Genomic DNA, 26,735 nt, shown 5'->3' with positions numbered 1-26,735 from the left:
CGATGCTACCGGGACGTCAGCCCGTCCAAGAGCAGCTCCGAGAGCGCCGTGAACGCCTCGGCGTCGGACACGCCGGTGCGCGAGCCGACCACCCCGGTCTGGATGCCTTCGATCAGCACCCCGGCCATCTCGGCGATGAGCTTCGCGTGCACGTTCCGGAACACTCCGTCATCGACGCCCTTGGCGATGAAGGTCCGGATGCGGCCCGCGGCGGCCCGGCTGTTCAGCTCGTAGGCCGAGCGGGCCGGGGCGAAGTCGTTGATGTCGCGCATGAACTCGGCCGACGCGCGGTTCAGGTACTCGGCGATCCCGGCCAGGTAGGTGCCGATGATCTCGCGGGCGTCGGTGAGCCCCGCGATGCGTTCCTCCATCAGCTCGGCCGCACCCTTGAAGAAGTGCGCCACCACCCTGACGGCGAGCTGCTCCTTGCTCGGGGCCAGTGCATACAGAGTCGACTTCGAGCAGTGCATCTTCGCGGCGAGGTCGTCGAGCGTGAAGTGGATGAAGCCCTCGGCGAGGAAAAGCTCCTCCAGCTCGGCGAGGAGCGCCCGTTGCCGGGAAGTCAGCCGGCCACGAGGAGGCCGCAACGCAACGCGCTCTGTCATCTTCACACCGTATGTGCTGTACTCTAGACGAATCTACAGTACTGTTTTGAGTACGGATACGGAGCCTGCGATGCCGGTCGAACGCCTGTTGCCGAGCCGTGAAGCCGAAGACCTGCTGAAACTGACGATCGAACTCGCGCACGACGAGCTCAAGCCGCTCGCCGCCGAGTACGAGGAGGCCGAGCGCTTCCCCCGCGAGCAGTTCCGCATCCTCGGCAGGTCGGGTCTGCTGGGGCTGCCTTACCCGGAGCGGTGGGGCGGCGGCGACCTGCCGTACGAGGTGTACCTGCAGGTGCTGGAGGAAATCGCGGCCGCGTGGATGTCGGTCGGCGTCGGCCTGTCGGTGCACACCATGTCCTGCTTCGCGCTCGCGCACCACGGCACCGACGAGCAGCGCGAGCGGTGGTTGCCCGCGATGCTGGAAGGCGAGCTGCTGGGCGCGTACGCGCTTTCGGAGTCCCACGCCGGCTCGGACGCGGCGGCCTTGTCCACCCGCGCGCGACGCGACGGCGACCAGTACGTCGTGAACGGCACGAAGGCGTGGATCACGCACGGCGGCGAGGCGAACTTCTACACCACGATGGTCCGCACCGGCCCCGAGTCGATCTCGTGTCTGCTTGTCGACGGCGCCACACCGGGCCTTTCGGCGGCTCCGCCGGAACGGAAAATGGGCCTTACCGGTTCCACCACCGCCCAGATGATCTTCGCCGACGCACGTGTGGACGCGGACCGGTTGATCGGGGCGGAGGGGGCCGGGCTGCGGATCGCTTTGTCCTCTTTGGACTCCGGTCGACTCGGGATTGCCGCCTGCGCCGTGGGTTTGGCGCAGGCAGCGCTCGACGAGGCGGTTCAGTACGCGAAGGGCCGCACCCAGTTCGGCAAGCCGATCATCGAGTTCCAGGGCCTGGAGTTCCTTCTCGCGGACATGGCAGCCTCGGTCGACTCGGCCCGCGCCACCTACCTCGACGCCGCCCGCCGACGCGACCGCGGCATGCCCTTCCGCCGCCAAGCGTCCATCGCGAAGCTCGTCGCGACGGATGCCGCGATGAAGGTGACCACCGACGCCGTCCAGGTGCTCGGCGGGGCCGGGTACACACGGGACTTCCCGGTCGAGCGCTACATGCGCGAGGCGAAGGTGCCCCAGATCTTCGAGGGCACGAACCAGATCCAGCGGATGGTCATCGCCCGGACCCTGCAGCAGGCGTAGAGCACGCCGCCATGGGAGCGGTCCGCGCCAGCGGCCCGCTCCCCCAACCCAGCCACGCTGGAACCGGCAGCCGAGCTACGGGCCCTGATCATCCTGGAGCCAGCCCCTCCGGCGAGGAGAATCTTTGAACTTGCGCCTTTTCCCTTGCGCTGCGACAGCAACGGACGCGCGCAGAGCGCGCTCTGTGACCCCACCCCCGCCCCAATCCGCGCAGTGTTCAACGGCCGCCGCACCGCGTCAAGGCGGGAAAGATGCCTTGACACGGCACAGCGGCCGCTGAGGGCGCTGGGGATCGGTTCGGTGGGGGGTGTGGGCGTGGGGACGGCTCTGCTTGCGTTGCCGGGCGGCGGTTTTCTATTCCTGGTATCGGCGCTCGGCGATCACGCCTTCGCCCTTGGACTCGTTGAAGGTGTAGACCTCCTTGCCCCGCACGAAAACCCGCAGGGCCCGGTTCATCACGTCCAAAGGATCGCCGGACCAGATGACCACGTCCGCGTCCAGGCCTGGTTTCAACGAGCCGATCCGGTCGTCCAAACCCAGCATGCTCGCCGGGTTCACGGTCAGCGCCTTCAGTGCCGCGTCGGGTTCCAGACCATCCTTCACGGCCAGAGCTGCTTGGTACACCAGGAAGTTGATCGGCACGACGGGGTGGTCCGTGGTGATCGAGATCTTCACCCCGGCGCGCGTCAGGATACCGGCGGAGCGGAGCGTGCGGTGGCGGAGTTCGACCTTCGAGCGGGTGGTGAACAGCGGGCCGAGGATCACCGGCACGTCGTGCTCGGCGAGCACGTCGGCGATGAGGTGGCCTTCGGTCCCATGGTTGACGACCAGTTTGTAGCCGAACTCGTCGGCAAGCCGGATGGCCGTGACGATGTCGTCGGCGCGGTGGGTGTGCTGGTCCCAGTAAAGAGTCCCGTCGAGCACCTTCGCGAGCGTTTCCTGCGTCAGGTCAACGTCGAACGGCTTGCCTTCACCGCGGGCGTGCTCGCGCTGGGCGACATAGTTCCGGGCCTTGGTGAAGGCTTCCCGGATGATCGCGGCCGTGCCCAGCCTCGTCGAGGGGGTCTGCTTCCGGTCGCCGTACACGCGCTTGGGGTTTTCGCCCAGCGCGCTCTTCACGCTGACCTGCTCGGCGAAGATCATGTCGAGTGCGGTGCGTCCCCAGGTTTTCACCCCGACGGTCTGCCCGCCGATCGGGTTGCCCGAGCCGGGTTTGATCACCACGCTGGTGACCCCGCCGGAGAGCGCGTCGTCGAAACCGAGGTCGAACGGGTCGATGCCGTCGATGGCGCGGAACCTGGCGCCGTTCGGGTCGGTCATCTCATTCGTGTCGTTACCGGACCAGCCCTCGCCCTCTTCGTGCACGCCAAGGTGCGCGTGCGCGTCGATGAAGCCGGGCAGTACCCAGGACCCCGCCGCGTCGACCAGCTCCGCGTCCTCGGGGATGTCGACGTCGGCATCGGTGCCGACCTCGACGATTTTCCCGTCTTCGATCAGTACCGTGCCCCCGTCGATCGGTTCCCCGTCGACCGGGACGACGTATCCACCCACAATCGCGCTCACCATGGTTCGACACGCTAACGAACATCCACCAGAAGTGCGTAGTGAGGGACCCCCTCAGCGCGCGATTCGTTTCTCGAAATGCACCAGCTGGTAGTCGTGCTCGGGCGTGCGGTGGGTCTCGCGGTAGCCCAGCGCCGGGTACAGGCGCAGCGGCCCAGTGCTGTGTTCGCCGGTGAACAGGGACAGCCTGGTGATCGTCTCCGGCAACCGGGCCTCGGCGGCGAGCAACAGTGCCCGGCCGAGGCCGCGACGCTGCTGGTCGGGCGCCACCACGAGCCGCCCGACCTGGGCCTCACTGCCGCGCACCAGTATCCGCACCGCGGCCACCAGCCGGCCGGATTCCCTGATGCCCCAGGCAAAACAGCCCGGATCACGCAGTACGGCGGCCAGCTGTTCGAGCGACTCGCTCAGCGGTGGCAGGTCGAGATCGTGGTGTGCCTGCGCTTCGGTGACGTAGGCCGCGCGTTGCAGGGTCAGCAGCTCGCCGGCGTCGGGGTCGCCGAGGCGAAGCACCTCAGCCATGCAGCCTGATCCCCCACGAACCCGTCCACGAAGTGCCCGGCTCCAGGTTGATCAGGTCCGTGCCCGAGTTGAGCGCGTCCGCGGGGCAGGTCATCGGCTCGATGGCGACCGCCCGGCCACGGCCGACGAGATCGGCTGGGGTGAACACCTGCACCCAGCGGAAGTCCGGGCCCGCCCACACGTCGAGCTGCTTGTCGCCGTGGGAAAGCACGTGGTGGTGCTGCCCGTCGTCGCCGAGCGAGAGCCCACCGAACGCCGTGTCGAGATCGACCTTCGCGAGCACCGTGCCCGCCCGGAAGTCGTACTCGGTTCCCTCGGTGTCCTGCTCCTCGCCGTAGGGCAACTGCTCGTCGCCCAGGTACGGGCGGACCCGGGTGGCCGACAGGGTCAGCGTCAGGTCGTCGGTCGGGATGTCACCGAGGCGGAAGTACGGGTGCGTGCCGACGCCGACCCCGATCTCGGACTCGCCCTCGTTGCGGATCTCGTGCGTGACGGTCAGCTCGCGCGGCGCGACCTCGTAGCTGATGCGGGCCTGCAGCGGCACCGGCCAGCCCGGCTGCGCCTCGATGTCGATCTCGAAGGTGATCGAGGATTCGGCGTGCTCGACCAGGGTCCATTCGCGGTGCCGGGTCAGGCCGTGGATCGCGTTCCCCCGCGCCTCCTCGGTGACCGCCAGCTGCTGCGGCTCACCGTGGTAGGTCCACTGTGCGGCCTTCGTCCGGTTCGGCCACGGGAGCAGCACCTGCCCGGCGCCCTTCGGCGGTTTCGCGTCCGCGGCGAAGGTTTCGACGTACGGGACGCCGTTGATCTCGAAGGCTCGCAGGCCCGCGCCGATCTCGGTGACCACGGCGCGGGCGTTGCCGCGGACGATCTCGAACTGCTCTCCAGTGGGGTTGGCCATGCCCCAAACTTACTGTGTCATTCAGGACTGCTCCGCCGGCAGCCACGGCGGAAAGGGTTCTGCGAGCTGGCCGGCTGCGGACCGTATCCGCCTACTTTCGGCCAGATCAGTCCTGCGCCCTCCACGCCGCCAACAGAGCCTCCCCGTCCGGCGTGCCGAGCCCGGTGCACGGGTCCCAGCCTGCCTTCGCCTGATACGCACCGTTGTCGCCGGACGTGATGTCCTTGAACGCGGACTTCCCCTGCGCGTACAGGGTGGTCTGGACCAGGCCGAGCGGCTTCCCGAGTGCCTGCGTGAGTCGCGCGACGAGCGCGGCCCACAGCGGCGCGACGGCGCTCGTCCCACCGAACACCAGGGACTGCCCGTCGACCAGGACCTGGTAGCCCGTGGCCGGGTCGGCGTTACCCGCCACGTCCGGGACCCCGCGCCCGGTCTTGCCGTCGGCGCGCTGCGGCACCCCGGCGTCCGCCTGAAAGTCCGGCAGGTCGAAGACAGCGCTGACCCCGCCGCCGGTGGCGCCGCCGCTGCTGCCGTTGTTCCACACCACTTCGGTGTCTCCGTTGAGCGTCGTGCCTCCGCAACCGAGCGCGTGCGGGCTGCTGGCCGGGAAGTCGGCATGGGGTTTTCCGTCGTTCTCCGAGTCGCTGCTGCCGTTGTCCCCGGCGGCGACGGTGACCGTGACGCCGAGCGCGGCGGCGTCGGCGAGCGCCGCGTCGAAGGCGGTGCGCGCCTGCTCGGTCCACTGGTCCTCGGGCGAACCCCAGCTGATGCTCACCGCGGCCGGAGCCGGGTCGGCGTGCACGGCGGTGCTCAGCGCGTCGAGGAAACCCTGGTCGGTGTTGGGCGCGAAATAGACCACCTGCTTGGCTTTCGGTGCGAGCGCACCGGCGACCTCGATGTCCAGCAACACCTCGCCGTCGGCGGAGTTCGGGTCGTTCGACGGCGAGTTGGCCCCGCCGTCGACGCCGACCGCGGTCACCTCGGGGGTGTCCAGGCCGAGGCTCTTGAAGTAGGTGTCCAGTTCCGCCGGCCGGAAACCGCCGCCGAGTTCGAGGATCGCGATGGTCTGACCGGTGCCGTCGGCCTCCGCCGGGAACTTGTACACCTGCGCGAGATCTGTTGGCTTGTATGACTTCTGCGCCGCGGCCGCGGCCTGGAAGTGCGCGTACGCCTGCGGCCTGTCGTCGAGCCCGAGCACGGCGAGCACCACGCCGTCCAACGCGTTCGGCAGCTGCAGTTCACCGACCCGGACCCGGTTTTCGCGCTCGGTGCGGACGACGTTCAGCTCGACGCCGAAGACCTCCGCCATGGTCGACGCGGGCCCGGCGAAGGTGACCCGCCGCGAACGGGGATGCGCGTCCAGCACCTCGAGCCCGGCGCCGGTCAGCGTCTCCCGGACCAGGTCCACGTCGGCGGGATCGGCGCCGTGCCTCTCCGCAAAGGCTTGCGCTGTAAGGGTTTCCGGACCGAAGACGAGCTCGGCAGGCAGGGCGGCCCGGCGCCGCAGCACCGCGGTGGCGGTGATCCGTGCACTGGCTTCGACCGGGCCCACGAGCCGGCCGCCGGCCAACTCCGGTCGGGAACTTCCTGGTAACACAGAGTATCCAGTTCGCGTCATGGAGCAACTATGCCATAAATTGCTAACTAGACCGGTCGTCATAGTTTGCGGTACGGTCGGCGCATGGCCCGCAGAACCGACACCCGGCAGCGCATGCTCGACAGCGCCGCCGACCTCTTCCATACCCAGGGCTACCACGCGACCGGGCTGAACCAGCTGGTCAGCGCCGGTGGGGCGCCAAAGGGCTCGCTGTATTTCCACTTCCCCGGCGGGAAGGAGCAGCTGGCGGCCGAGGCGCTGGAGCTCTCCGGGGCACGACTGGGGGCCTTGTTACGCCAGCTCCTGGAAGCGGCGGACGATCCGGCCGAGGCGATCACCAGCGTGGTCGACATGCTGGCGAACATCCTGGCGGAGTCGGACTTCCAGCGCGGCTGCCCGCTCGCGACCGTGGCGCTGGACGCCGCGACCGAAAGCGAGCCGATCCGCTCGGCCTGCGCCGGCTCGTACGCCGGCTGGCACCGGATGATCACGGATTACCTGGTGCGCCAAGGAATCGAGGCCGAACGGGCGGAAGCGCTCGGGCTCGTCGCGATCAGCTCGATCGAAGGCGCGCTGATGCTGGCGAAGCTCAACCAGGACCTCGCGCCGATGTACGCGGTCGGCGCCCATCTGCGCGAAACCTACGCGAAGGAGATCTGATGCGCGTACACCACTTCAACGCCGGCACGATGCGTCCGATCGGTGGCAAGCTCGTCGACGGCAAGCCCGGCTACCTGCGCCGTTCCGAGCTGGTGTGCCACTGCCTGCTCGTGGAGGCAGGCAACGAGCTGGTCCTGATCGAGACCGGGATCGGCACGCCGAGCGTCGAGCGGGCCGGCGAATGGCTCGGCGGGCAGTTCCGGTTGATGACCGGTGTCCGGCCCCGGCTCGAGGAATCCGCTGTGGCGCAGGTGAAACGGCTCGGTTTCGCGCCGGCGGACGTGCGGCACGTCGTGCTCACCCACCTGGATCTCGACCACGCGGGCGGGCTCGCGGACTTCCCGCACGCGACGGTGCACGTGTACGCCGAAGAGCTGCGTTCGCTGGATTCACAGCGGAACAGGGTGGAACGCTGGCGCTACCGGCAGATCCAGTTCCAGCACGGTCCATTGTGGAGTGAATACTCGGATCTCGGCGAGCCTTGGTTCGGTTTCGACGCGGTCCGCGAGCTGAAAGGACTACCGCCGGAGATCCTGCTGATACCGCTGGCCGGGCACACCCGCGGGCACGCCGGGGTGGCGGTCGAGACGCCGGACGGCTGGCTGCTCAACGCCGGCGACTCGTACTTCTTCCACGGCCAGCTGGACCCGGTCCGGCCGCACATCCCGCCGGGGCTCGGCATCTTCGAACGTGTCGTGCAGACCGTGTCGCAGCAGCGCCTGGACAACCAGCAGCGGCTGCGAGAACTGGTGCGGGACAACGAAGTCGATGTGTTCTGCGCGCATGACCCGATGGATCTGCGACGCTTCACCGGCTAGGGTTCCGGCGTGGCCGAGTTGGTGTTGTTCCATCACGCGCAGGGCTTGACCCCGGGCTGCCTGGCGTTCGCGGAGGATCTTCGAGCGGGCAGGCACGTCGTGCACACGCCGGATCTGTACGAGGGCCAGGTCTTTCCGGACCTGGACTCCGGTATGGCCTACGCGCGGGAGGCCCGGTTCGGCACGATCCTGGACCGCGGCCGCGCCGCCGCCGACGAGCTGCCCGCGGACGTTTTCTACGGCGGGTTCTCCCTCGGCGTGCTGCCCGCGCAGATGCTGGCCCAGACGCGGCCCGGCGCGCTGGGAGCGTTGCTGATGCACAGCGCCATCCCGCTCGCGGAGTTCGGCGGAGCGTGGCCTTCGGGTGTCGGACTACAGATCCACACCATGGAATCCGACGAACTCGGCGACGTCGACGAGGCGAAGGGCCTCGCGGCAGCGGTCGATGACGCGGAGCTGTTCCTGTACCCGGGTTCCGCGCACCTCTTCACCGATCGCAGCCTCCCGGCCTACGCCCCGCGAGAAGCCGCCTCCGTGCTCGCCCGCGCGCTGGACTTCCTCGGTTAGGAAGCGAAGGCGGAAAGGAACGTCCGGACGGCGGATTCGGCCACGGAGTGCAGTTCCGCCGCCGGAGCGGGCCGAGTGCCGAAGGCGGTGCGATTGTCCATCGGCCCGGTGAGCAGTGCCAGGAACTGCTCGGCCGCCACCTCCGGCTCCTGCACATCGAGCTTGCCCTGCAAGGAAAACCTGGCGAACCGGTCGGCGAGCGCCTCGGTGAGTTTGTCCACGCCGCAGCCGAGTTCCGGGAAGCGTGCGACCTCCGCGTACAGCAACCGCCGCAGCGCCCACGAACGTTCTTCGCAGTACAGCTCCAGCAGCCTGTCGCCGACGGCGACCAGCGCGGCGCGGAGGTCGTCACCGGGATCGCGCAGCGGTTCGACGGCCGCGAGTAGCGCGCCGGTGAGCTCGGCCGAAGCCTCGGTCATCGCCTCGCGGAACAAGTTCTCCTTGTCGTTGAGATGGTTGTAGACGGTCGGCTTCGCGACCCCAGCTTCCTGGGCGATCTCCTGCACGCACGCCTGGCTGTAGCCCTGGCGCGCGAACACGGTGAATGCGGCAGCCAGGATCGCCTGCCGTTTGTCGATGCGCCCATGCGACGCGGTCTTGACGCTCACCCCAGCCACTTTACCCGCGGGTTCAATTTTGCGGACCCGCTGGTTGTGCCTTACCCGCACGCTCGCTAACTTGAACCCATGAGTTCAATCCAACAAACTCCACTGTCACCCGCGCTGCGCCGGCTGATCGGCGTGATCCTGCTCGGCGGACTGCTGGGCATCATGAACAGCACGATGGTCGCCGTCGGCCTCACCTCACTGGCTGGTGAGTTCGACACGTCGCTGAGCACCATCGGCTGGGTTTCGACCGGCTTCCTGCTGGCGGTGACAGCCGCGATCCCGTTCACCACCTGGGCCGTCGACCGGATCGGCGGGCGGAAACTGTGGCTCGCCGGGCTCTGCCTGTTCCTCGTCGCGTCGCTGGCGTCGGCGCTCGCGTGGAACGTCGGCAGCCTCATCGCCTTCCGCGTCGTGCAGGGACTTGCCGCGGGGATCCTCGACCCGCTCGTGCTCGTGCTGCTGGCGCGCGCCGCCGGACCCGACCGCGCCGGCCACGTGATGGGCCTGATGGGCGTGGTCCTGTCGCTGGGCCCGGTGCTCGGACCCGTTGCCGGCGGCGCGATCCTGCAGGGGCTCGGCTGGCGTTGGATGTTCCTGATCTCGATCGCCATCGGGCTCGTCGCGCTGGCGCTCGCCGTGCGCGTGGTCCCGGCCGATCCGCCAACGGCCGCGAACGACCGCCTCGACGTGCTCGGCCTCGCCCTCGTCGGCCCGGGGTTCATGGCCCTGGTGCTCGCGCTGTCGCAGTCGACGCTGATTCCGCTGGCCATCGGCGTTGTCCTGCTGATCGGCTATGGCGTGCACGCGAGCCGGACGCGCGCGCCGCTCATCGACCTGGGCCTGTTCCGCAACACGAGCTTCAACGCGAGCGTCGCCGTCATGGCCTTCGTCGGCCTCGGCACCTTCGCGAGCCTCTTCGTGCTGCCGCTCTACTACCAAGCGCACGGCTACAGCGTCCTGGCCGCCGGATTGCTCGTCGCGCCGTTCGGGCTGGGCGGTGCGCTGTCCATGCCGGTGGCCGGGCGCGTTTCGGACCGCATCGGCGCACGGAATCTGGTGCGCGGCGGCGCCGCGGCCGGTGCGTTGAGCGCGTTGCTGTCCCTCGGCTTCGACGCCGGAACCCCACAGGCGTGGCCGCTGCTGAACGCGTTGCTGATGGGCCTGGCGCTGGGCGCCGTCGGTGCGCCGACGATGGGCTCGCTTTACCGGACCCTGCCGCCTTCCCTTGTCCCGCAAGGAAGTTCCGTGCTGTACATGCTCAACCAGCTGGGCGCTTCGGTCGGCATCGCCGTAGTCACGCTGATCGTGCAGTCGGCGAACGACGCCATCTCCGGCATCCACGGCGTGTACTGGTTCGCCATCGCCATGCTCGGCGTCGTGCTGGTGCTGAGCTTCGCCTTGCCCAGCAAGGAATCCACCGCCTGAGTCAGTTCTTGTTCGGGGTGAGCCGCAGCGGTGCGCACCGCGAAGAGGCCGCCGATGCGGTTACCGGTCACGGCGACCGGGAAGTGCAATCACCGGCGAGAGGCCGTGCCGGTAGAAGGCGTTCGGGACGAGCACGTAGTAGCCCGTGCCCGGCCAGTTCCTCGGCCATCGCCCGCAGCACGCGGTGGGAATTTGCCGGGACTTGACAGGCATGAACCCTCCGGTCGTCGTTGATTGGTCGAACCTGTGATCAACGAGCTGGAGGTGGCGCCCACGCAGCGCTCAGAACAGCACTGGGTCGCCGATCCGTGTGTGGCGCAATGCCGTCCCGGTAGTCATCGCCGATGAGTTCAGCCGATCTCCCCGAATGATTTACGATCGGACGTATGGTTTCCGGTGAGCCCGAGATCTCCGACCGGCGGCGGCTGCGCGGTGCCCGGTCCCGTCAGGCCATCACCCGCCGCGCGGTCGACATCGCGTCGGTGGACGGGCTCGACGGTCTGAGCTTCGGGCGGCTGGCGGACGATCTCTCCATCAGCAAGGCGGGCATCCAAACCCTGTTCCGCACCAAGAAGGAACTGCAGATCGCCACCGTGGAGACGGCAAGGGCGGCGTTCATCGACGCGGTCGCCCGGCCAGCCCAGCAGGCCCAGGCCGGGCTGGCGCGGGTACGGGCGCTGCTCGGGAACTGGTTCGCCTACGCCGAGCAGCCGCTGTTTCCCGGCGGCTGCTTCTGGAGCGCCACCCTGCCCGAATTCGACAGCCACCCGGGAGAAGTGCGGGACGCGCTGACGCAGCAGCGCCGTGAGTGGCTCGCCGTCATCGCCGCCGAGCTCGACCAGGCCGTCGACAACGGCGAAATCGCCCCGCTGGACACCGAACTGGCCGCCTTCGAGATCCAGGCCGTGCTCGACTCGACCAATCTCGCCCTGCGGCTCGGCGACACCGGCGGCGTGAAACGGGCCTGGCGGATCATCGACAAACTGCTTACTTCCCCCGAGGCGTGATGCCGAACGCCGTCGCCGCGCTGAGGGCGGCCGCCACGGCGACGAACCACCAGCCGTGCCGAAAGGCCGTCAGCAGCTGCTCAGGCGCGGCACCAAGGAGAGCGATCAGCATCGCCACGCCCAGCACATAACCGAGCTGGCGGGCCGTATTCACCACGGCGCTGCCGGTGGCGGACTGGTCCGGCGGCAGATCCACCGCAGCCGAGGCGATCATGCTCGGCAGGGCGAGGCCGATCCCGATTCCGGTGATCAGCCACCCGGGCAGGATCTGGGCCGCGTACTGCACCGGCGTGCCGGCACTGGCGATCACCAGCACCGTGCCGGCAGCGAACAGCAGATTCCCCAGCGCGACAACGACACCCACCGGCATTCGCTTGATCAACTTCTGGCTGACGGCCGCGAAGACCGGCACCATCAGCGGCCCCGGAACGATGGCGAGACCGGTCTCGACGGTGTTGAACCGGGCCGCGTTTTCCAGCCAGAGCGCGATGCTCAGGAACCACGCCCCAAACGCCGTGCAGAACGCCAGCACCGTGATGTTGGCCCAGACGAAGGTCCGCACCCGGAACAACGCGGGCGTCACGACCGGATCCGGATGCCGCACCATCCGCACGATGAACAGAATCAGGCCCACCGCAGCGACGACGAGCGTGCCGAGTGTCGCCAAGCCGGCCCACGACCAATCGGCGGACTTCACCAGTCCCAGCGACAACGCCCCGATCGCGACGATCAGCAGCGCGACGCCGAGCAGGTCGGGCACGCGGGCCCGCACCTGCTGCCGCAGATCCGGCACCAGGAGCGTGGCCGCGACGGCGGCCACGATGCCGACCGGCAGGTTGATCAGGAACACCCAGCGCCACGAGAGTTCGACCAGCGCACCGCCGACCACCGGGCCGAACGCCGCGGCGAAGGAACTCGTCGTCGCCCAGATCTTCACCGCGCCCGGAACCCGGCCCGGCGGCAACACGGTGAGCAGCAATCCCAGGCTCGCGGGGGTCAGGATCGCGGCGCCGATCGCTTGCAGGACACGGAATGCGACCAGCGCCCACAGCGATGGCGCGACCGCGTTCGCAAGACTGGCCACCGTGAAGATGGCCAGCCCGACCAGAAATCCGGTCTTGCGCCCGATGCGGTCGGAGAAGCGGCCCGCCGGGATCAACAGGGCCGCATAGACGATCGCGTATCCGTTGAGCACCCAGCTGAGGTCCGCCAGCGACGAACCGCGGTAGGTCGCGCCGATGCTGGTGAACGCAACGTTCACGACGAATACGTCGAGCATGGCCATGAATGCCGCCGAGCACAGGATCCACACGATGGCGGTCGAGTGATCGCGAACCGTACTCGTCTCAGTTGCCACATCGTCCACGAGCGAAAAGTTTACGGTCGGTCGTATGTAAATTGCAATGATCAGTTGATGACGTGCCAGCGGTGTGCGTTCGGATCGACGCCCGGCGTATACGGGATGACCTCGGGCTCGGGATCGGCTTCCAGGCCCGCGGAACGCATCATCTCGAGCGCCGCCGCGTCACCCAGTGCGTCGCCGAGCACGTTGACGCCCTCCGCCAGCGCCGCCCGCTGCGCGCGGTGGGACAGCTCCACGATCTGCGCGCCGATCTCCTCCGGGCTCAGCCGCAACGCCGACTCCGCGAGCTTCAGATCCTTCAATCCACCATGCACATCAACGGTGACGTGCACGGACTCGTCGCCGTTGTACGCCCAGCCGCGGACCTCGGCGAGCCGCTCCGGCAGGCCCTCCATGACATGCACGCGCGCTTCGGCGTCGGCGAGGAGACGCTCGGCTGTCCGGCGCTCGTTCATCCGCGCGTCCAATCCCGGTCGAAGTCCTCGTCGGCCGCCAGCGCCGCGTCGTACGTCAGGCCAAGGCCCGCGGTGACCTTCTCGGCGCCGCGCCCGAGCTCGCGCGCGTACACCTGTTCCGCGCGCTGATTTGCCTTCGCCGTTGCGCGAGCGGCGGCGTCCAGCACAGCCTTCGAAAGCTGCGCCGCGCCGTAACGCATGGCCTGCGGCGTGACCTGGACCGAGCGCAGCCGGCCGCCGATACCCGCCTCCACGGTGACTCCGTCGACCGTGGCCTTGCCCGTGATGTCGCCCAGGTTCATGCGCTCGGCCTGAACACGCCGAGCAGCGGCTCGCCGGCGTTGCTCGTGCGCAGCGGAACCACGTGGCAGACGTCGCCGGTGTGCGGCTCCTCCACCATCTGCCCGTTGCCGATGTACATCGCCACATGCCCGCTCCAGACGACCAGGTCGCCGGGCTGGATGTCGTTGATGTCGACCTTCTGCCCGATGGTCTGGGTGGCGGCAGTGCGCGGCAGTTTGATGCCCGCCTGGCCATACGCCCACTGCGTCAGCCCGCTGCAGTCCATGCCCTTGTTCGGATCCGTGCCGCCCCACACATACGGCAGGCCGAGCCGGGAAAGCGCCGCCCGCACGGCGATCGCGGCCCGCTCGCTGGGCGCGCTCACGGTCTGGCCGCCGGGCAGCTTGATCTGCGTGCCACTGCCGTACTGGTCGGACGGCGGGAACGTCATCGCGGGCCCGCTCGACGACGCGCCACCAACTCCACCAACGCCGCCGCCAACTCCTCCGCCGCCGCCGCTACCGCTCGCGCGGGTGCCGAGCGGCCCGGCGGCCGGCGCCGAGGCGGGCGCCGTGGAGTCCATTCCGGACATCAGCTCGGTGAGCCTGCTCTTCGCCGCGTTGACGATGTCCGCCGCTTCCTTCGCGTACTTCGCGGACATCCCGGCTATCACGGCACGCGCCTGCAGCTCGGCGCCGGGGTCCGTGCTCGACGCGGCGGCGTCGGCGAGGGTGCGGGCGTCCGCGTCGAACTCCTGTAACAACGCGTCGACCTGCTGCTTCGCATCCTTCACCAGGCTCGTCGCGTCGCCGATCGTCTGCGCGGTTTTCGAGGCCCAGCCTGCCGCGTCGTCTAGGGCCTGGGTGTGTTCCTTGGCCTTGACGCCGAACATGTCCCCGCGGTCGCCGACCCAGTTACCCTGCAGGCTCGTCGCCTCCGCGCCGTGCTGAGTGCCGTACTCGGAAAGCTTCTGCGACAAGGAATTCAGGTCGGACTGCGCCTTGTCCGCCGCCCCCGTGTCCCCGTCGAGCTTCTGGCTCGCCTCCTTGATCGGCGCTTCGTACGGCGCCAGGTCGATCGCCACTTGGCTCCCCTCAGCCCAGGATTCTGCGGAACTGGTCGCCGAAGAGCTGCTCGTCTTCCTCGTAGTCGCCCTTCGCGGTGTGGACCGACTGGCCGAGGTCGTGCACGCTGCCGGCGACCGAGTGCACGTGCGTGTGCATCCGGTCGAGCTGGTCGGCCAGCCCGGCGTGCAGCCCGCTCTCTTCGCCGAGGTCGCCGAACAGGTTCCCGGGCAGGGAAAGGTTGCCGGCCAGGTGACTCTTGGCGGCGCCGACGATGTCACCGGAGAGCGTGCTCGCCCGCGACCGGTATCGCGCCAGGTCGGCGGTGTCGACGGAGATCCCATCAGCCATGCGGATATCGTGCCGCATCGCGCTTGCCCGCGTGGGTGAAAACGGGTTATTTGACCACGGCGGCCCGGTAGCGCCAGAACGCGGGCAGCAGCACGACCGCCACCACGATCAGCACTATGACCAGCACACCGCCGCCGGCCGACGCCGCCGCCGTGCCCACCGCGGCGCCCGTCCAGCCGTGCGTGACGTCCGCGATCCGCGGCCCGCCCGCGACGACGACCGTGAACGCACCCTGCATCCGGCCGCGCATCTCGTCGGTCGCGGCGGCTTGCAGAATGGACTGGCGGTAGATCGCGCTCACCATGTCGGCCGCGCCACCGATGACCAGGAACGTGACCGCCAGCCACAGCGCGTGCGCCAGCCCGAACCCGACGATCGCCGCACCCCAGCACGAGATCGCGATCACCACGGCAACGCCCTGCCTGCGGACCCGGCCGAGCCAGCCGGAGAACAGGCCGATCACCACCGAGCCGATCGGGATCGCGGCGAACAGCCAGCCCAGCGCGAGGCCACCGCCCGGCGGGTCGCCGAAGGTCCGCTCGGCCATCTCCGGGAACAACGCGCGCGGCATCCCGGCGACCATCGCGACGATGTCCACGACGAACGACGCCAGCAGCACCTTTTGTGTTGCCATGTAACGGAAACCGTCGAACACGTCGCGCAGCCCGGCGCGCCGCACCTGGCCGGAAAGCGGGGGCAGCGAAGGCAGCCGCCACACGGTGTAGAGCGTGAGCAGCAGGGCGATCGTGTCGAGGAGGTACAACGTCGGCAGGCCCAGCACCGGCATCAGCGCCCCGGCCGCCATCGGGCCGAAAATCGTGCCGAACATGTTCATCGTGCCGCTGAGCGCGGTGGCCGCCGGGAGCAGTTCGGGCGCGACGAGCCGGGCCACGATCGCACTGCGGGTGGGCATGTTGATCGCGAAGAACGCCTGGTTGAACGCGAGCAGGAGCAACACCAGCCAGACCGAGCCGATGTTGAGCCAGGCCTGCAGCCACAGCAGCGCGGAGACGACGGCGATGCCCGTGTTGCCGACGATCAGCAGCTTGCGCCTGTCCACCGTGTCGGCGATCGCGCCGCCCCAGAGCCCGAAGACCAGCAGCGGGACGAGCGCCACCGCGCCGGTGAGGCCCACCCAGCCCGACGAGCCAGTGAGGTCGAAAACCTGCTTGGGCACGGCGACGGTGGTCAACTGACTACCGATCGCGGTGACCGCCGTGCCGATCCACAACCTGCGGAAGGCCGGCACCTTCAGCGGCTGGATATCGATGACGACGGACCCGAACCGTTTACGTTTGCCGCCCTTTGGCCCAGCCTCGACAGTCACGACCAACCAGTTTAGCCGAGCTAACTAGTTGCCCAGGAGTGATTTTCCGCGCAGCGGAAGGGGCGCCACACAGAGAAAAGATGTCCTCGCCGGACGGGCCGGCTCCAGGCTGACCGGGCCTCGCAGCTTGGCGCCAGTGCAGGACGTGGTTACGTTGGGTGCGCAAAAACAAACCGCCGCCACGCCAGGCGCGGCGGCGGTTCGAAGCACTGATCACGGCGCGACGCGGTCCACTCGCCAGCCGTCGTGGGTGCGGACGAAGCGCAGGCGGTCGTGCAGACGATTCTGCTGCCCTTGCCAGAACTCGACGGTGTCCGGCTTGATGCGCCAGCCACCCCAGTGCGGTGGGAACGGGATCTGCTCGGCGTCGGCGAAGCGGCGCTCGATCGAGTTCAGCGCGTTGTCCAGCTCGCGCCGGCTGCGCACCACCTGCGACTGCGGCGACGCCCAGGCACCCAACTGCGAACCGCGCGGCCGCTGCGCCCAGTATTCGGCCGTCTCCGAAATGTCCACCTTTTCCACTTCACCGCGCACGGTCACCTGGCGGTGCAAGCCGTACCACGGGAACGTCACCGATGCGTACCGCGTGACTGTCAGGTCGTGGCTCTTGGCGGACGTGTAGTTCGTGTAGAAGACCACGCCCCGCTCGTCGAGCCCCTTGCACAGCACCGTCCGGGACGAAGGCCTGCCCTCGGCGTCGGCGGTGGCCAGCACCATCGCGTTCGCCTCCGGGACCCCGGCCGCGATCGCCTGGTTCAGCCAGCCCTGCAGCTGTTCGGTCCAGGTCGGCGCCAGATCGTCCTCGTCGAGGGACTCTCCGTCGTAGGCGACCCGCATTCCGGGCAGCCGTACCGCCACGTCGTCGATGTTGTCGACTTCCGGCATGAGTTACCTCCGCGCCCGCGCACGCATCAGTGAACAGTGGATGAAGGTTGACGTTAGGGCCTGTGTCGCCCCGGCGGAACCCGCCGAACGGTGACGCCTACCACCAGACCTCAGGAAACAGGCTGCTGGCTCGATCAAGATCCCTCATCGCGGTCACCGCATCGGGTGCCAGCGCGGTGACCAGCGCACCACCCCGGGCGAGCGGCGTGAGCGACCACCAGTCCCCGCTCGCTGCTTCGGCTTCCTTGCCGCCGACCGACAGTTCGGTCGCGAGCACCCGGCGGCCTGCCAGGTGCGCGACGCTGTCCAGCTCGCCGACCTCGAGGGTCTGGTGCAGCAGCGAATCCCCACACCGGGTGATCCGCTGGGTGCTGCGCAACCGCCCGGGAGGCTCACCGGCCCGCCCGAGCACCAGCACCTCCCTGGCCCGCAGCTTCGCGTCCTCGTCCAGCGCCGCGAGGAACTCGGCCGTGTGCCGGGCGCGCGCGGTGAGCACCGTCGGCTCCGGCAGGTATTCCAGCGACCCGCCACGCTCGACCTCGGCATCGACGACGAACCGGCTCCCGTCCGTGCCCTGGCCTGGCAGCGCGAGCGTCGCGGCGACACCGGAGAGCCGCAGCCGCGCCCCCGCCCCGACCCGCACGGACAACCGCAGCTCGTCCCCGCCCAGCGGCGTGGTCGCCGAGTTGACCAGGTGCACCACGGCGTCCGCGCCGCGCCGCCTCGGGAACAGGCCCAGCGGGGACATCGGCCGCAACTCACGCAGGACGGTGCGGCCGTCGCGGTACTCGGCCACCAGCCGGGCGTGCGCCTTCACCGGACGAGCTTGCGGACCCAGTCGGCGACGTCGGGCGCGTCCGGAGTGTCCACAAGGGACTGGGTGATCACCGGCAGTTCCCCGCGCATCCGGTGCGCGTCGGACGTCATCACCTGCATGTCGGCGCCGACCAGATGCGCGATGTCGATCTTGTTGATCACCAGCAGGTCCGCGGTCGTCACCCCGGGCCCGCCCTTGCGCGGCACCTTGTCCCCGCCCGCCACGTCGACCACGAACACCTGGCTGTCGGCCAGCCCGCGGCTGAACACGGCGGTCAGGTTGTCGCCGCCGCTTTCGATGATCACCAGTTCGAGCCCGGGGAACCGCTCCTCCAGCCGCTCCACGGCGTCGAGGTTGGCGGTGATGTCGTCGCGGATCGCGGTGTGCGGGCAGGCGCCGGTCTGCACCGCCTCGATCCGTTCGACGTCGAGCACCCCGGCCCGGCGCAGGAAGTCGGCGTCCTCGGTGGTGTAGATGTCGTTGGTCACCACGGCGAGGTCGATCTCGTCGCCGAGCGCCCGGCACAACGCCGCGACCAGCGCGGTCTTCCCGCTGCCGACGGGGCCGCCGATGCCGATCCGGTACGCGCGGCCGTGCGCGGGCTCGGCTGCGTAGCGGTCGGGCTCGGACGCTGTGGGATCGAAGTTCACGGGGTGGAAGTGCCCGTGACCGTGTCCGTGTTCAGCTGGCAAAGAGACGCACCTCTTCCTTGTGCTGGCGCAGATGCGCTTCGGCGAGCAGGTCAAGGCCCGGCGCGTTCGGCGCGGGCAGTTCGGCCGGATCGGCGCCGGCGCACGCGGCCGCCTCGTCGGCGACGGCCTCCAGCTCCCCGGCGAACCGCGCGACCATGGCGTTCACGGTGAGCGGGTCGAACCCGAGCAGGCGCACGGCCGCGCTCGCGGGGCCGCTGATCGCCAGGTACGCCAGCGTGAGCGCGGCATCGCGCGGCCCGGCGCCGCCCGCACCGGCCAGTGCCCCGGTGATGATCGGATGGTGCGGCCGCGGAGTGACAGCCAGTAGCGCGTTGACCTCCGGCCAGGCGATCCGGCCCGCCCTCGCCGTGCCACGCCCCTGCGCACGGGACGCTTCGCGTTGCGCGGGAGAGGGCGTGCGGGCGTCGAGTTCCATGTCCAGCCGCAGCCAGTGTCCACTATGGACACCGCGACGCACGGCATGAGCCGAGGCGGCGGCGAACGAGGCGGCGAGCAGCCCCGCGGTCCACAGCCTCCCGTGCAGGAAAGCCGGCAGGTCACGCTCAGCCGTCACGAGCTTCCTGGCGACGACCTCCTCCAGGCCGCCCGAGTGGACGTGGCCACCGCCGGGGAAGCGGGAGTCGGCCAGCAGCAGCGAAACGGCGTCCATCAGAACAGGAAATACCGTTGTGCCATCGGCAGTTCGGCCACCGGCTGCGGCTCGATCAGCTCGCCGTCGACGTGCACCGCGAAGCTGTCCGGGTCCACCTGGACGTCCGGCATCGCGTCGTTGAGCAGCATGTCCGCCTTGCCGACCGACCGGGTGTCGGCCACCGTCGCCAGCCTCCGCCGCAGGCCGAACGTGCCCGCGATGTCGGCTTTCAGCGCGGCCTCGGTCACGAAGTGCAGGCTCGTTTCCGCGGCCACCGCGGGCTGTGCGCCGAACATCGGCCGCGCCAGCACCGGCTGCGGAGTGGGGATGGAGGCGTTCGCGTCACCCATCGCCGCCCAGGCCGGGAACCCGCCCTTGAGCACCACGTGCGGCCGCACGCCGAAGAACTTGGGCTCCCACAGTACGAGGTCCGCGAGCTTGCCGACCTCGACCGAACCGATCTCGCCGGCCATCCCGTGCGCGATGGCCGGGTTGATCGTGTACTTGGCGACGTAACGCCGGGCACGCAGGTTGTCCGCCCCGCCATCGCCGGGCAGCGAACCGCGGCGGCGCTTCATCACGTGCGCGGTCTGCCAGGTCCGGATGATCACCTCGCCGATCCGGCCCATCGCCTGTGAGTCCGAGCTGATCATCGAGATGGCGCCCAGATCGTGCAGCACGTCCTCGGCGGCGATCGTGGTCGGCCGGATCCGGCTTTCGGCGAACGCGAGGTCCTCGGGCACCGACGGGTTCAGGTGGTGGCACACCACGAGCATGTCGAGGTGTTCTTCCAGGGTGTTCACGGTGTGCGGCCGGGTCGGGTTGGTCGACGACGGCAGGACGTTGGGCAGCGAGACGACCTTGATGATGTCCGGCGCGTGCCCGCCGCCGGCGCCCTCGGTGTGGTAGGCGTTGATCGACCGGCCGGCGATCGCGTCCACAGTGGACTCGACGAACCCGGCCTCGTTGAGGGTGTCGGTGTGGATGGCGATCTGGCCGCCGTACTCACCGGCCACGGTCAGCGCGGCATCGATGGCGGCCGGGGTGGAACCCCAGTCCTCGTGCAGTTTCAGCCCGCCGGCGCCGGCCTCGAACTGCTCGCGCAGCGCCTCGTGCCGGACGGTGTTTCCCTTGCCCAGCAACAGAACGTTGATCGGCATGGCGTCCATCGAGCGCAGCATCCGGCCGAGGTTCCACGCGCCGGGCGTGACGGTGGTGGCCTTGCTGCCCTCGACCGGGCCGGTGCCGCCGCCGACGAGCGTGGTCAGCCCGGCGGCGAGCGCGGTATCCACGAGCTGTGGACAAATGAAATGGACGTGGCAGTCGATGCCGCCCGCGGTGAGGACCTTTCCGTTGCCCGCCAGCACTTCCGTGGACGGGCCGATCACCAGCGCCGGGTCCACCCCGTCCATGGTGTCCGGGTTCCCGGCCTTGCCGATGCCGACGATCCGGCCGTCACGCACGCCGACGTCGGCCTTGATCACACCCCAGTGGTCGAGGATCACCGCGCCGGTGATGACCAGGTCCGGGGCGCCCTCGGCGCGCGTGGCCATGCCCTGGCCCATCGACTCACGGATCACCTTGCCGCCGCCGAAGATCACCTCGTCACCGGCGGCGGGGCCCATGCTGCGGTCCTCGGTGACCTCGATCAGCAGATCCGTGTCGGCGAGCCGGATGCGGTCGCCGGTCGTCGGGCCGAACAACTCGACGTAACGCTCGCGGTCGATCTCGGTCACGACTCCGCCTTCCGCAGTCCCGGCACGATCTTGTTGCCCGCCAAGGGAACCAGCGTCACCTCACGGTCGACGCCCGGCTCGAACCGCACCGACGTGCCCGCCGGGACGTCCAGCCGGTGCCCCTGCGCCGCCGCCCGGTCGAACTCGAGCGCGGGGTTGGTCTGCGCGAAGTGGTAGTGCGAACCGACCTGCACCGGCCGGTCCCCGGTGTTCACGACCCGCAGCGTGATCCGCGGCCGGCCCGGGTTCAGCTCGACGGGCTCAGCGGCCGGAATGATTTCGCCTGGACGCATGGCACCTCCTCAACTGATCGGGCCGCGCCACTCACCGGCCGGGATGATCGCTCTTGTACCACGACGCGTCGACCCCTCCTCAGATGATCGGGTCGTGCACGGTGACGAGCTTCGTGCCGTCCGGGAAGGTGGCCTCGACCTGCACCGAATCGATCATCTCCGGCACCCCGTCGAGGACCTGCTCGCGGCTGAGCACGGTCCGCCCGCCGGCCACCAGCTCGGTCACCGCGAGGCCGTCGCGGGCGCCCTCCAGCACATGGTCGGTGATCAAGGCGACCGCCTCGGGATAGTTCAGTTTCACGCCGCGCTCCAGCCGCCGCCGGGCGACGTCGGCGGCCACGTGAACGAGCAGTTTGTCCCGTTCCTGAGGGCTCAGGTGCATGGCCTAGGTCTATCACCGCGCGGACGACCGCGCGCCTGCTGGAAACACAGGATTTACAGAAGACGAGGCGCAATCACTGAATCGTTCTCGTAATCGTGACCGAAACCACCACATCTTTCGATTGCTACCCGCGCGTATCGGGTGCATGGTTTGGGTCATCTTCGTGCGACGGAGCGCGGCCAGGCGTGTCGCTCGTGCGAGACACGTTCACAAAGAGGTAACCGCCGGGGAACGCGCATCGAAAGGTCTCTACCGTGACTACGTCAGCGCCTGTTGCGAACAACCAGTCCGCCAGCGAACCGGACGACGGATTCAAGCCTGGTCTTGAAGGGGTCGTCGCCTTCCGCACCGAGATCGCCGAACCGGATCGGGACGGCGGCGCGCTGCGATATCGCGGGGTCGACATCGAGGACCTGGCAGGCAAGGTCAGCTTCGGTGACGTCTGGGGCCTGCTGGTCGACGGCGAGTTCGGCCGCGGCCTGCCGCCGGCCGAGCCGTTCCCGCTGCCGGTGCACACCGGCGACGTCCGGGTGGACGTACAGGCGGCGCTGGCGATGGTCGCGCCGATCTGGGGCTACCGCCCGCTGCTGGACATCAGCGACGAGGAAGCCCGGGACAACCTGGCTCGCGCTTCGGTGATGGCGCTGTCCTACGTCGCGCAGTCCGCGCGCGGGATCGGCATTCCCGCCGTGCCGCAGTCGCGGGTCGACGAGGCGAAGACCATCACCGAGCGGTTCATGATCCGCTGGCGCGGCGAGCCCGACCCGGCACACGTCAAAGCTGTTGACGCGTACTGGGTTTCCGCCGCCGAGCACGGGTTGAACGCCTCCACCTTCACCGCCCGCGTGATCGCCTCCACCGGCGCCGACGTGGCGGCCGCGATGTCCGGCGCGATCGGCGCGATGTCCGGCCCGCTGCACGGCGGCGCGCCCGCACGCGTGCTGCCGATGATCGAGGACGTGGAGCGCACCGGCGACGCCCGCAAGCTGGTCAAGGGCATCCTCGACCGCAAGGAGCGGCTGATGGGCTTCGGGCACCGGGTGTACCGGGCCGAGGACCCGCGCGCCCGCGTACTTCGCCGCACCTGCAAGGAACTCGGCGCCGAGCGCTACGAGGTCGCCGAGGCGCTGGAGCAGGCCGCGCTGGCGGAGCTGCGCGAGCGCCGCCCGGACCGTCCTATCGAGACGAACGTGGAGTTCTGGGCCGCGGTGATCCTGGACTTCGCGAAGGTGCCGCCGCACATGATGCCCGCGATGTTCACCTCCGCCAGGACGGCGGGCTGGGCCGCGCACATCCTGGAGCAGAAGCGCACCGGGCGGCTCGTCCGCCCCTCGGCCGCGTACGTCGGCCCCGGGCCGCGCAGCCCGCGCGAGGTCGAAGGCTGGAACAAGATCGGCTGACACCCGCCGTCCACCGTTCGGTGGACACCGGATTCCACGGCTCGGACGTCCCGCACGGGGTGTCCGGGCCGTTCTAATTCCAGGTATGACCCCAGCGGTGAGTGTGCGCGGACTGCGCAAGGAGTATCCGGGGCACGTCGCGGTCGAGGACGTGGCACTGGAGATCGAACAGGGCGAGGTGTTCTCGCTGCTCGGCCCGAACGGGGCAGGCAAGACCACCACGGTGGAAATCCTGGAGGGACACCGGAAACGCACGGCGGGCGAGGCCCGCGTGCTCGGCGAGGATCCGGGCACCACGGGCCGCGCCTGGCGGGCCCGGATCGGCATCGTGCTGCAGACCGCGAACGACGCGGCGCAGCTGACCGTCGGCGAGACGGTGCGGCATTTCGCCCGCTACTACCCCGATCCCCGCGATCCCGAGGACGTGCTGGCGAAGGTCGGCCTGACCGAGAAGGCGCGCACGCGGGTGCGTGCGCTCTCCGGCGGGCAGCGGCGGCGGCTCGACGTCGCGCTCGGCATCATCGGCAACCCCGAGCTGCTGTTCCTCGACGAGCCGACCACCGGTTTCGACCCCGAGGCCCGGCGCCAGTTCTGGACGCTGATCAAAAGCCTCGCCGCCGAGGGCACCACGATCCTGCTCACCACGCACTACCTCGACGAGGCCGAGGCGCTCGCCGACCGGGTGGCGGTGCTGGCGGCAGGCCGGATCGTGGCCGAAGGCACGCCGTCCTCGCTGGGCGGGCGTTCCCGCGACGACGCCGTCGTGCGCTGGCGCGACGAGAACGGCTTCCACGAGGAGCGCACGCAGTTTCCGACCAAGCTCGTCACGGAGCTGTCCAACGGCCGTGAGCTCGCCGACCTCACCGTCTCCCGGTTGAGCCTGGAGGACGTCTACCTGCGCCTGATCGAGGCGCCGCATGAGTAAGTGCGACAACGGAGCACGTCGTCCGAGGACCGACCGGGTGCGGGATGTCCCGCGAGAAACAGGAGAGACCGAATGACCACCGCCACTCTGCCCGGCACCTTCACGATCGGCCTCGCGCGCGGGCACGCCGAACTCCGGGAGTTCTTCCGCACCAAGGAAGCTGTCGTCTTCACCTTCGCGCTGCCGGCCGTCCTGATGATCCTGCTCGGCTCGATCTTCGGCGGCAGCTACGACAACACGGGCGTCACCGCGGGCCAGGTGTTCGCCGCGGGCATGATCGGCTCCGGCATCGTGTCCACGTCGTTCGTCAACCTCGGCAACCGGATCGCGCTCGACCGCGAGGACGGCACCCTCAAACGCCTGCACGGCACGCCGATCCCGGCCACCGCGTACTTCGTCGGCAAGATCATCCTGGTCGCGGTGACCAGCATCGCCGAGGCCGTGCTCCTGCTGCTCGTGGCCACCCTCATGTTCGGGCTGAAGCTGCCGTCGGACGCGGGCCACTGGCTCACCTTCGTCTGGGTGTTCGTGCTGGCGATCACCAGCTGCGCGCTGCTGGGCATCGCGGTCAGCGCGCTGGCCCGCTCGGTCGCCGGTGCGACCGCGATCATGCAGCTGGTCTACCTGACGCTGCAGTTCATCTCCGGCGTGTTCGTCACCCCGATCACGAACCTGCCGCGCGTTATGGTCACAGTGGCGTCGTTCTTCCCGGTCAAGTGGATCTGCCAGGGCTTCCGCTCGGTGTTCCTGCCGGATTCGATGGCCGCGTACGAGATGGCGGGACAATGGGAACTCGGGAAAGTGGCCTTGGTACTGGGCGTCTGGGTCATCGCCGGGCTGGCGCTGTGCAGGCTGACGTTCCGGTGGTCGAACGGCCGGTGAACGCCTGGCTGCGGTGGTTCTGGCTGTGGCACGTCTTCTTCGCGATCGACTACGTGGTCACGGTCGGCCTCGTGCTGGTGTCGGGCGGGAGCGCGACGTCGAGAGCCGTCAGCATCGGCGCGCTCACCGCCATCGCATTGATCTACCCGTTCTTCATCCGGCGCGAGCTGAACGACCGGAGCGCGGTGGCGTTCGCGGTGGTCGTGCTGGCGCTGGCCGCGGTCGCGATCCTGGCGGAGAGCTCCGCCGGGTTCGCCTTGTTCTCGGTGTGCCCGTTGATGTTCATGGCGATCCCGCTGCCGATCGCCATGGTCGTGGTGTCACTGGCGATCCTGCTTCCGCCACTGTCCGCCTTGCTGCAGAACGGTTTCCATGATCCGTCGATGACGGTGCTGCTGCCGATCAGCGCATTGCTGATCGTGTTCAGCATCTGCATCGGGTTCTGGTTCGAACGGGTGCTGCGCCAGAGCCAGGAACGGGCGGCGCTGATCGAACAGCTGGAGGCGACCAGGGCGGAGGTGGCCCGGCTTTCCCACGAGGCCGGCACCGCGGCCGAGCGGGAACGGCTGGCCAGGGAAATCCACGACACGCTGGCGCAGGGGTTCACCAGCATCCTCACGCTCCTGCAGGCGGTCGAGTCGGAATGGGGCGAGGAACCCGCGATGCGCAGGCATGTGGATCTGGCCGCCCGCACGGCGCGGGACAACCTGGCCGAAGCGCGTGCGATGGTCGCCGCGCTGACCCCGTCGGCGCTGGCGGCCGGGACGCTGGAGGACGCCGTGCGGCGGCAAACCGAGCGGCTGCAAGAAGAGTGGGCGATCGACGTGAGCTTCACGCCCGGCGACCTGCCCGCGCTGCGCACGGCGACCGAGGTGGTGTTGTTGCGGGCCACGCAGGAAGCGCTGACCAACGCCCGCAGGCATTCCGGCGCCACCCGGGTCAGCGTCGAACTGTCCGCTGTGGACGGTTGCGTCCGGCTGACGGTGACCGACGACGGGCGGGGCTTCGATCCGTCGGCGCCCGCGGAGGGATTCGGGCTCAAGGGAATGCGCGCACGCGCCGAACAGGTGGGCGGCACCCTGAAAGTCCACAGTGGACAAGGAACGACCGTCACGGTGGAGGTGCCGGCATGATCTCGGTGGTACTGGTCGACGACCACCCGGTGGTGCGCGAGGGCCTGCGCGGGATGCTGGAGGCGGAGCCGGACCTGACGGTCGTCGGCGAAGCGGGCTCTGGCGACGAAGCGGTGGCGGTGAACCTCGCGCGTACCCCCGACGTGATCCTGATGGACCTGCGGATGCCCGGTCTGGACGGCGTGGGCGCCACCCGCAAGATCCTCGCCGACACCCCGCAGCGGCGCGTGATCGTGCTGACCACGTACGAAACGGACGCCGACATCCTGCGCGCGGTCGAAGCGGGCGCGGCCGGCTACCTGCTCAAGGACGCCACCCGGGCCGAACTCGCCGGAGCCATCCGCGCGGCCGCGCGCGGTGAGACGGTGCTGGCGCCCTCGGTCGCCGGGAAACTGGTCAACCGGGTCCGCAACCCGGCGCCGCAACTGCTGTCGGCGCGCGAGATCGAGGTGCTGCGGCTGGTCGGCAGGGGCCTGACGAACGCCGAGATCGGGCGGCAGCTGCACATCGGCGAGGCCACCGTGAAAACCCACCTGCTGCGGGTGTTCGGGAAGCTCGACGTCTCCGACCGGACCGCGGCCGTCACCACCGCGATGTCGCGCGGGCTGCTCTGAGC

Annotated in this window: 30 protein-coding genes; 11 read left to right on the top strand and 19 right to left on the bottom strand. The window is 69.3% G+C overall.

Annotation, left to right across the window (positions count from 1 at the left end; translation table 11 throughout):
• Positions 1-5 precede the first annotated feature (5 nt).
• Entirely contained in the window at positions 6-605 is a 600-nt protein-coding gene (locus tag VHD82_RS20760; RefSeq protein ID WP_325706205.1) for a TetR/AcrR family transcriptional regulator, read from the bottom strand.
• A gap of 70 nt (positions 606-675) precedes the next feature.
• Here VHD82_RS20760 and VHD82_RS20755 point away from each other — a divergent pair, with 70 nt between their 5' ends.
• A complete protein-coding gene (locus VHD82_RS20755; RefSeq protein ID WP_325706202.1) occupies positions 676-1,812 on the top strand; it encodes an acyl-CoA dehydrogenase family protein in 1,137 nt (378 codons plus the stop codon).
• 354 nt (positions 1,813-2,166) lie between these two features.
• On the opposite strand, the gene VHD82_RS20750 is transcribed toward VHD82_RS20755, so the two are convergent.
• The 4 genes from VHD82_RS20750 to VHD82_RS20735 form a co-directional block, all read right to left on the bottom strand.
• Positions 2,167-3,378, bottom strand: a complete 1,212-nt coding sequence (locus VHD82_RS20750) for an amidohydrolase (RefSeq protein ID WP_325706199.1) — start codon at positions 3,376-3,378, stop codon at positions 2,167-2,169.
• A 51-nt stretch (positions 3,379-3,429) separates the two neighbouring features.
• The gene (locus VHD82_RS20745) at positions 3,430-3,897 is read right to left on the bottom strand and encodes a GNAT family N-acetyltransferase (RefSeq protein ID WP_325706196.1); all 468 of its coding nucleotides are present in this window, start codon (positions 3,895-3,897) and stop codon (positions 3,430-3,432) included.
• Positions 3,890-4,798: an aldose 1-epimerase family protein gene (locus VHD82_RS20740; RefSeq protein ID WP_325706193.1), complete on the bottom strand. Its 909-nt coding sequence runs from the start codon at positions 4,796-4,798 to the stop codon at positions 3,890-3,892. Before VHD82_RS20740 ends, VHD82_RS20745 begins: the two co-directional genes overlap by 8 nt.
• Before the next feature lie 106 nt (positions 4,799-4,904).
• Positions 4,905-6,350, bottom strand: coding sequence for a S53 family peptidase (locus VHD82_RS20735; protein ID WP_325706190.1), 1,446 nt, complete (start codon positions 6,348-6,350; stop codon positions 4,905-4,907).
• Positions 6,351-6,479: 129 nt separating this feature from the next.
• On the opposite strand from VHD82_RS20735, the gene VHD82_RS20730 reads away from it, so the two are divergent.
• Genes VHD82_RS20730 through VHD82_RS20720 form a run of 3 tightly spaced genes read left to right on the top strand, consistent with a single transcriptional unit; the run spans position 6,480 to position 8,440 of the window.
• Positions 6,480-7,055 (top strand): TetR/AcrR family transcriptional regulator, encoded by a 576-nt coding sequence (locus VHD82_RS20730; protein WP_325706187.1) that lies wholly within the window; start codon positions 6,480-6,482, stop codon positions 7,053-7,055.
• Entirely contained in the window at positions 7,055-7,873 is an 819-nt protein-coding gene (locus VHD82_RS20725) for an MBL fold metallo-hydrolase (RefSeq protein ID WP_325706184.1), read from the top strand. The genes VHD82_RS20730 and VHD82_RS20725 overlap by 1 nt, the downstream gene beginning before the upstream one ends.
• Before the next feature lie 9 nt (positions 7,874-7,882).
• Positions 7,883-8,440 (top strand): dienelactone hydrolase family protein, encoded by a 558-nt coding sequence (locus VHD82_RS20720; RefSeq protein ID WP_325706181.1) that lies wholly within the window; start codon positions 7,883-7,885, stop codon positions 8,438-8,440.
• On the opposite strand, the gene VHD82_RS20715 is transcribed toward VHD82_RS20720, so the two are convergent.
• Positions 8,437-9,048, bottom strand: a complete 612-nt coding sequence (locus VHD82_RS20715; RefSeq protein ID WP_325706178.1) for a TetR/AcrR family transcriptional regulator — start codon at positions 9,046-9,048, stop codon at positions 8,437-8,439. The two genes, VHD82_RS20720 and VHD82_RS20715, sit on opposite strands and share 4 nt — an antisense overlap.
• Positions 9,049-9,126: 78 nt before the next feature.
• On the opposite strand from VHD82_RS20715, the gene VHD82_RS20710 reads away from it, so the two are divergent.
• Positions 9,127-10,473, top strand: coding sequence for a DHA2 family efflux MFS transporter permease subunit (locus VHD82_RS20710; RefSeq protein ID WP_325706176.1), 1,347 nt, complete (start codon positions 9,127-9,129; stop codon positions 10,471-10,473).
• A 386-nt stretch (positions 10,474-10,859) separates the two neighbouring features.
• Entirely contained in the window at positions 10,860-11,480 is a 621-nt protein-coding gene (locus tag VHD82_RS20705) for a TetR/AcrR family transcriptional regulator (RefSeq protein WP_325706174.1), read from the top strand.
• On the opposite strand, the gene VHD82_RS20700 is transcribed toward VHD82_RS20705, so the two are convergent.
• From VHD82_RS20700 to VHD82_RS20640, 13 genes are all read right to left on the bottom strand, one after another.
• Entirely contained in the window at positions 11,461-12,846 is a 1,386-nt protein-coding gene (locus tag VHD82_RS20700) for an MFS transporter (RefSeq protein WP_325706171.1), read from the bottom strand. The genes VHD82_RS20705 and VHD82_RS20700 overlap by 20 nt on opposite strands.
• A gap of 41 nt (positions 12,847-12,887) precedes the next feature.
• The gene (locus VHD82_RS20695) at positions 12,888-13,298 is read right to left on the bottom strand and encodes a YbaB/EbfC family nucleoid-associated protein (RefSeq protein WP_325706168.1); all 411 of its coding nucleotides are present in this window, start codon (positions 13,296-13,298) and stop codon (positions 12,888-12,890) included.
• Positions 13,295-13,600 carry a hypothetical protein gene (locus tag VHD82_RS20690; protein ID WP_325706165.1) on the bottom strand — a complete coding sequence of 102 codons (306 nt, stop codon included), beginning with the start codon at positions 13,598-13,600 and terminating at the stop codon, positions 13,295-13,297. Before VHD82_RS20690 ends, VHD82_RS20695 begins: the two co-directional genes overlap by 4 nt.
• Positions 13,597-14,664, bottom strand: coding sequence for a C40 family peptidase (locus VHD82_RS20685; RefSeq protein WP_325706162.1), 1,068 nt, complete (start codon positions 14,662-14,664; stop codon positions 13,597-13,599). Before VHD82_RS20685 ends, VHD82_RS20690 begins: the two co-directional genes overlap by 4 nt.
• A gap of 10 nt (positions 14,665-14,674) precedes the next feature.
• Positions 14,675-14,995, bottom strand: a complete 321-nt coding sequence (locus VHD82_RS20680) for a hypothetical protein (protein WP_325706159.1) — start codon at positions 14,993-14,995, stop codon at positions 14,675-14,677.
• Positions 14,996-15,041: 46 nt separating this feature from the next.
• A complete protein-coding gene (locus tag VHD82_RS20675) occupies positions 15,042-16,322 on the bottom strand; it encodes an MFS transporter (RefSeq protein ID WP_325706157.1) in 1,281 nt (426 codons plus the stop codon).
• 213 nt (positions 16,323-16,535) lie between these two features.
• The gene (gene pdxH, locus VHD82_RS20670; protein ID WP_325706155.1) at positions 16,536-17,207 is read right to left on the bottom strand and encodes a pyridoxamine 5'-phosphate oxidase; all 672 of its coding nucleotides are present in this window, start codon (positions 17,205-17,207) and stop codon (positions 16,536-16,538) included.
• 97 nt (positions 17,208-17,304) lie between these two features.
• Positions 17,305-18,024 (bottom strand): urease accessory protein UreD, encoded by a 720-nt coding sequence (locus tag VHD82_RS20665; RefSeq protein WP_325706152.1) that lies wholly within the window; start codon positions 18,022-18,024, stop codon positions 17,305-17,307.
• On the bottom strand, positions 18,021-18,716 hold the full coding sequence (gene ureG / locus VHD82_RS20660; protein ID WP_325706149.1) for an urease accessory protein UreG: 696 nt from the start codon (positions 18,714-18,716) through the stop codon (positions 18,021-18,023). The genes VHD82_RS20665 and ureG overlap by 4 nt, the downstream gene beginning before the upstream one ends.
• Positions 18,706-19,386 carry an urease accessory protein UreF gene (locus VHD82_RS20655; protein WP_325706147.1) on the bottom strand — a complete coding sequence of 227 codons (681 nt, stop codon included), beginning with the start codon at positions 19,384-19,386 and terminating at the stop codon, positions 18,706-18,708. Before VHD82_RS20655 ends, ureG begins: the two co-directional genes overlap by 11 nt.
• Complete coding sequence (locus VHD82_RS20650; RefSeq protein WP_325706144.1) at positions 19,386-21,104, bottom strand: urease subunit alpha; 1,719 nt, start codon at positions 21,102-21,104, stop codon at positions 19,386-19,388. Before VHD82_RS20650 ends, VHD82_RS20655 begins: the two co-directional genes overlap by 1 nt.
• A complete protein-coding gene (locus VHD82_RS20645) occupies positions 21,101-21,397 on the bottom strand; it encodes an urease subunit beta (RefSeq protein ID WP_325706141.1) in 297 nt (98 codons plus the stop codon). Before VHD82_RS20645 ends, VHD82_RS20650 begins: the two co-directional genes overlap by 4 nt.
• Before the next feature lie 79 nt (positions 21,398-21,476).
• Positions 21,477-21,779 (bottom strand): urease subunit gamma, encoded by a 303-nt coding sequence (locus VHD82_RS20640; protein WP_325706138.1) that lies wholly within the window; start codon positions 21,777-21,779, stop codon positions 21,477-21,479.
• Positions 21,780-22,033: 254 nt separating this feature from the next.
• Between VHD82_RS20640 and VHD82_RS20635 the strand changes: the two genes are divergently transcribed.
• The 5 genes from VHD82_RS20635 to VHD82_RS20615 all read left to right on the top strand — a co-directional run bounded on the left by VHD82_RS20635 (position 22,034) and on the right by VHD82_RS20615 (position 26,733).
• Positions 22,034-23,179: a citrate synthase 2 gene (locus VHD82_RS20635; RefSeq protein ID WP_325706135.1), complete on the top strand. Its 1,146-nt coding sequence runs from the start codon at positions 22,034-22,036 to the stop codon at positions 23,177-23,179.
• Positions 23,180-23,264: 85 nt separating this feature from the next.
• Positions 23,265-24,104: an ABC transporter ATP-binding protein gene (locus tag VHD82_RS20630; protein ID WP_325706132.1), complete on the top strand. Its 840-nt coding sequence runs from the start codon at positions 23,265-23,267 to the stop codon at positions 24,102-24,104.
• Between the two features lie 72 nt (positions 24,105-24,176).
• Complete coding sequence (locus VHD82_RS20625) at positions 24,177-24,986, top strand: ABC transporter permease (protein WP_325706129.1); 810 nt, start codon at positions 24,177-24,179, stop codon at positions 24,984-24,986.
• A complete protein-coding gene (locus VHD82_RS20620; RefSeq protein ID WP_325706126.1) occupies positions 24,950-26,119 on the top strand; it encodes a sensor histidine kinase in 1,170 nt (389 codons plus the stop codon). The genes VHD82_RS20625 and VHD82_RS20620 overlap by 37 nt, the downstream gene beginning before the upstream one ends.
• Positions 26,116-26,733 (top strand): response regulator transcription factor, encoded by a 618-nt coding sequence (locus VHD82_RS20615; RefSeq protein WP_325706123.1) that lies wholly within the window; start codon positions 26,116-26,118, stop codon positions 26,731-26,733. Before VHD82_RS20620 ends, VHD82_RS20615 begins: the two co-directional genes overlap by 4 nt.
• The last annotated feature ends 2 nt before the right edge of the window (positions 26,734-26,735 follow it).

Origin of the sequence: Amycolatopsis sp. (genome assembly GCF_035546795.1) — a bacterium.
In the GTDB taxonomy this organism is placed as follows: domain Bacteria; phylum Actinomycetota; class Actinomycetes; order Mycobacteriales; family Pseudonocardiaceae; genus Amycolatopsis_E.
This window is presented reverse-complemented; position numbering and strand designations above follow the sequence as displayed.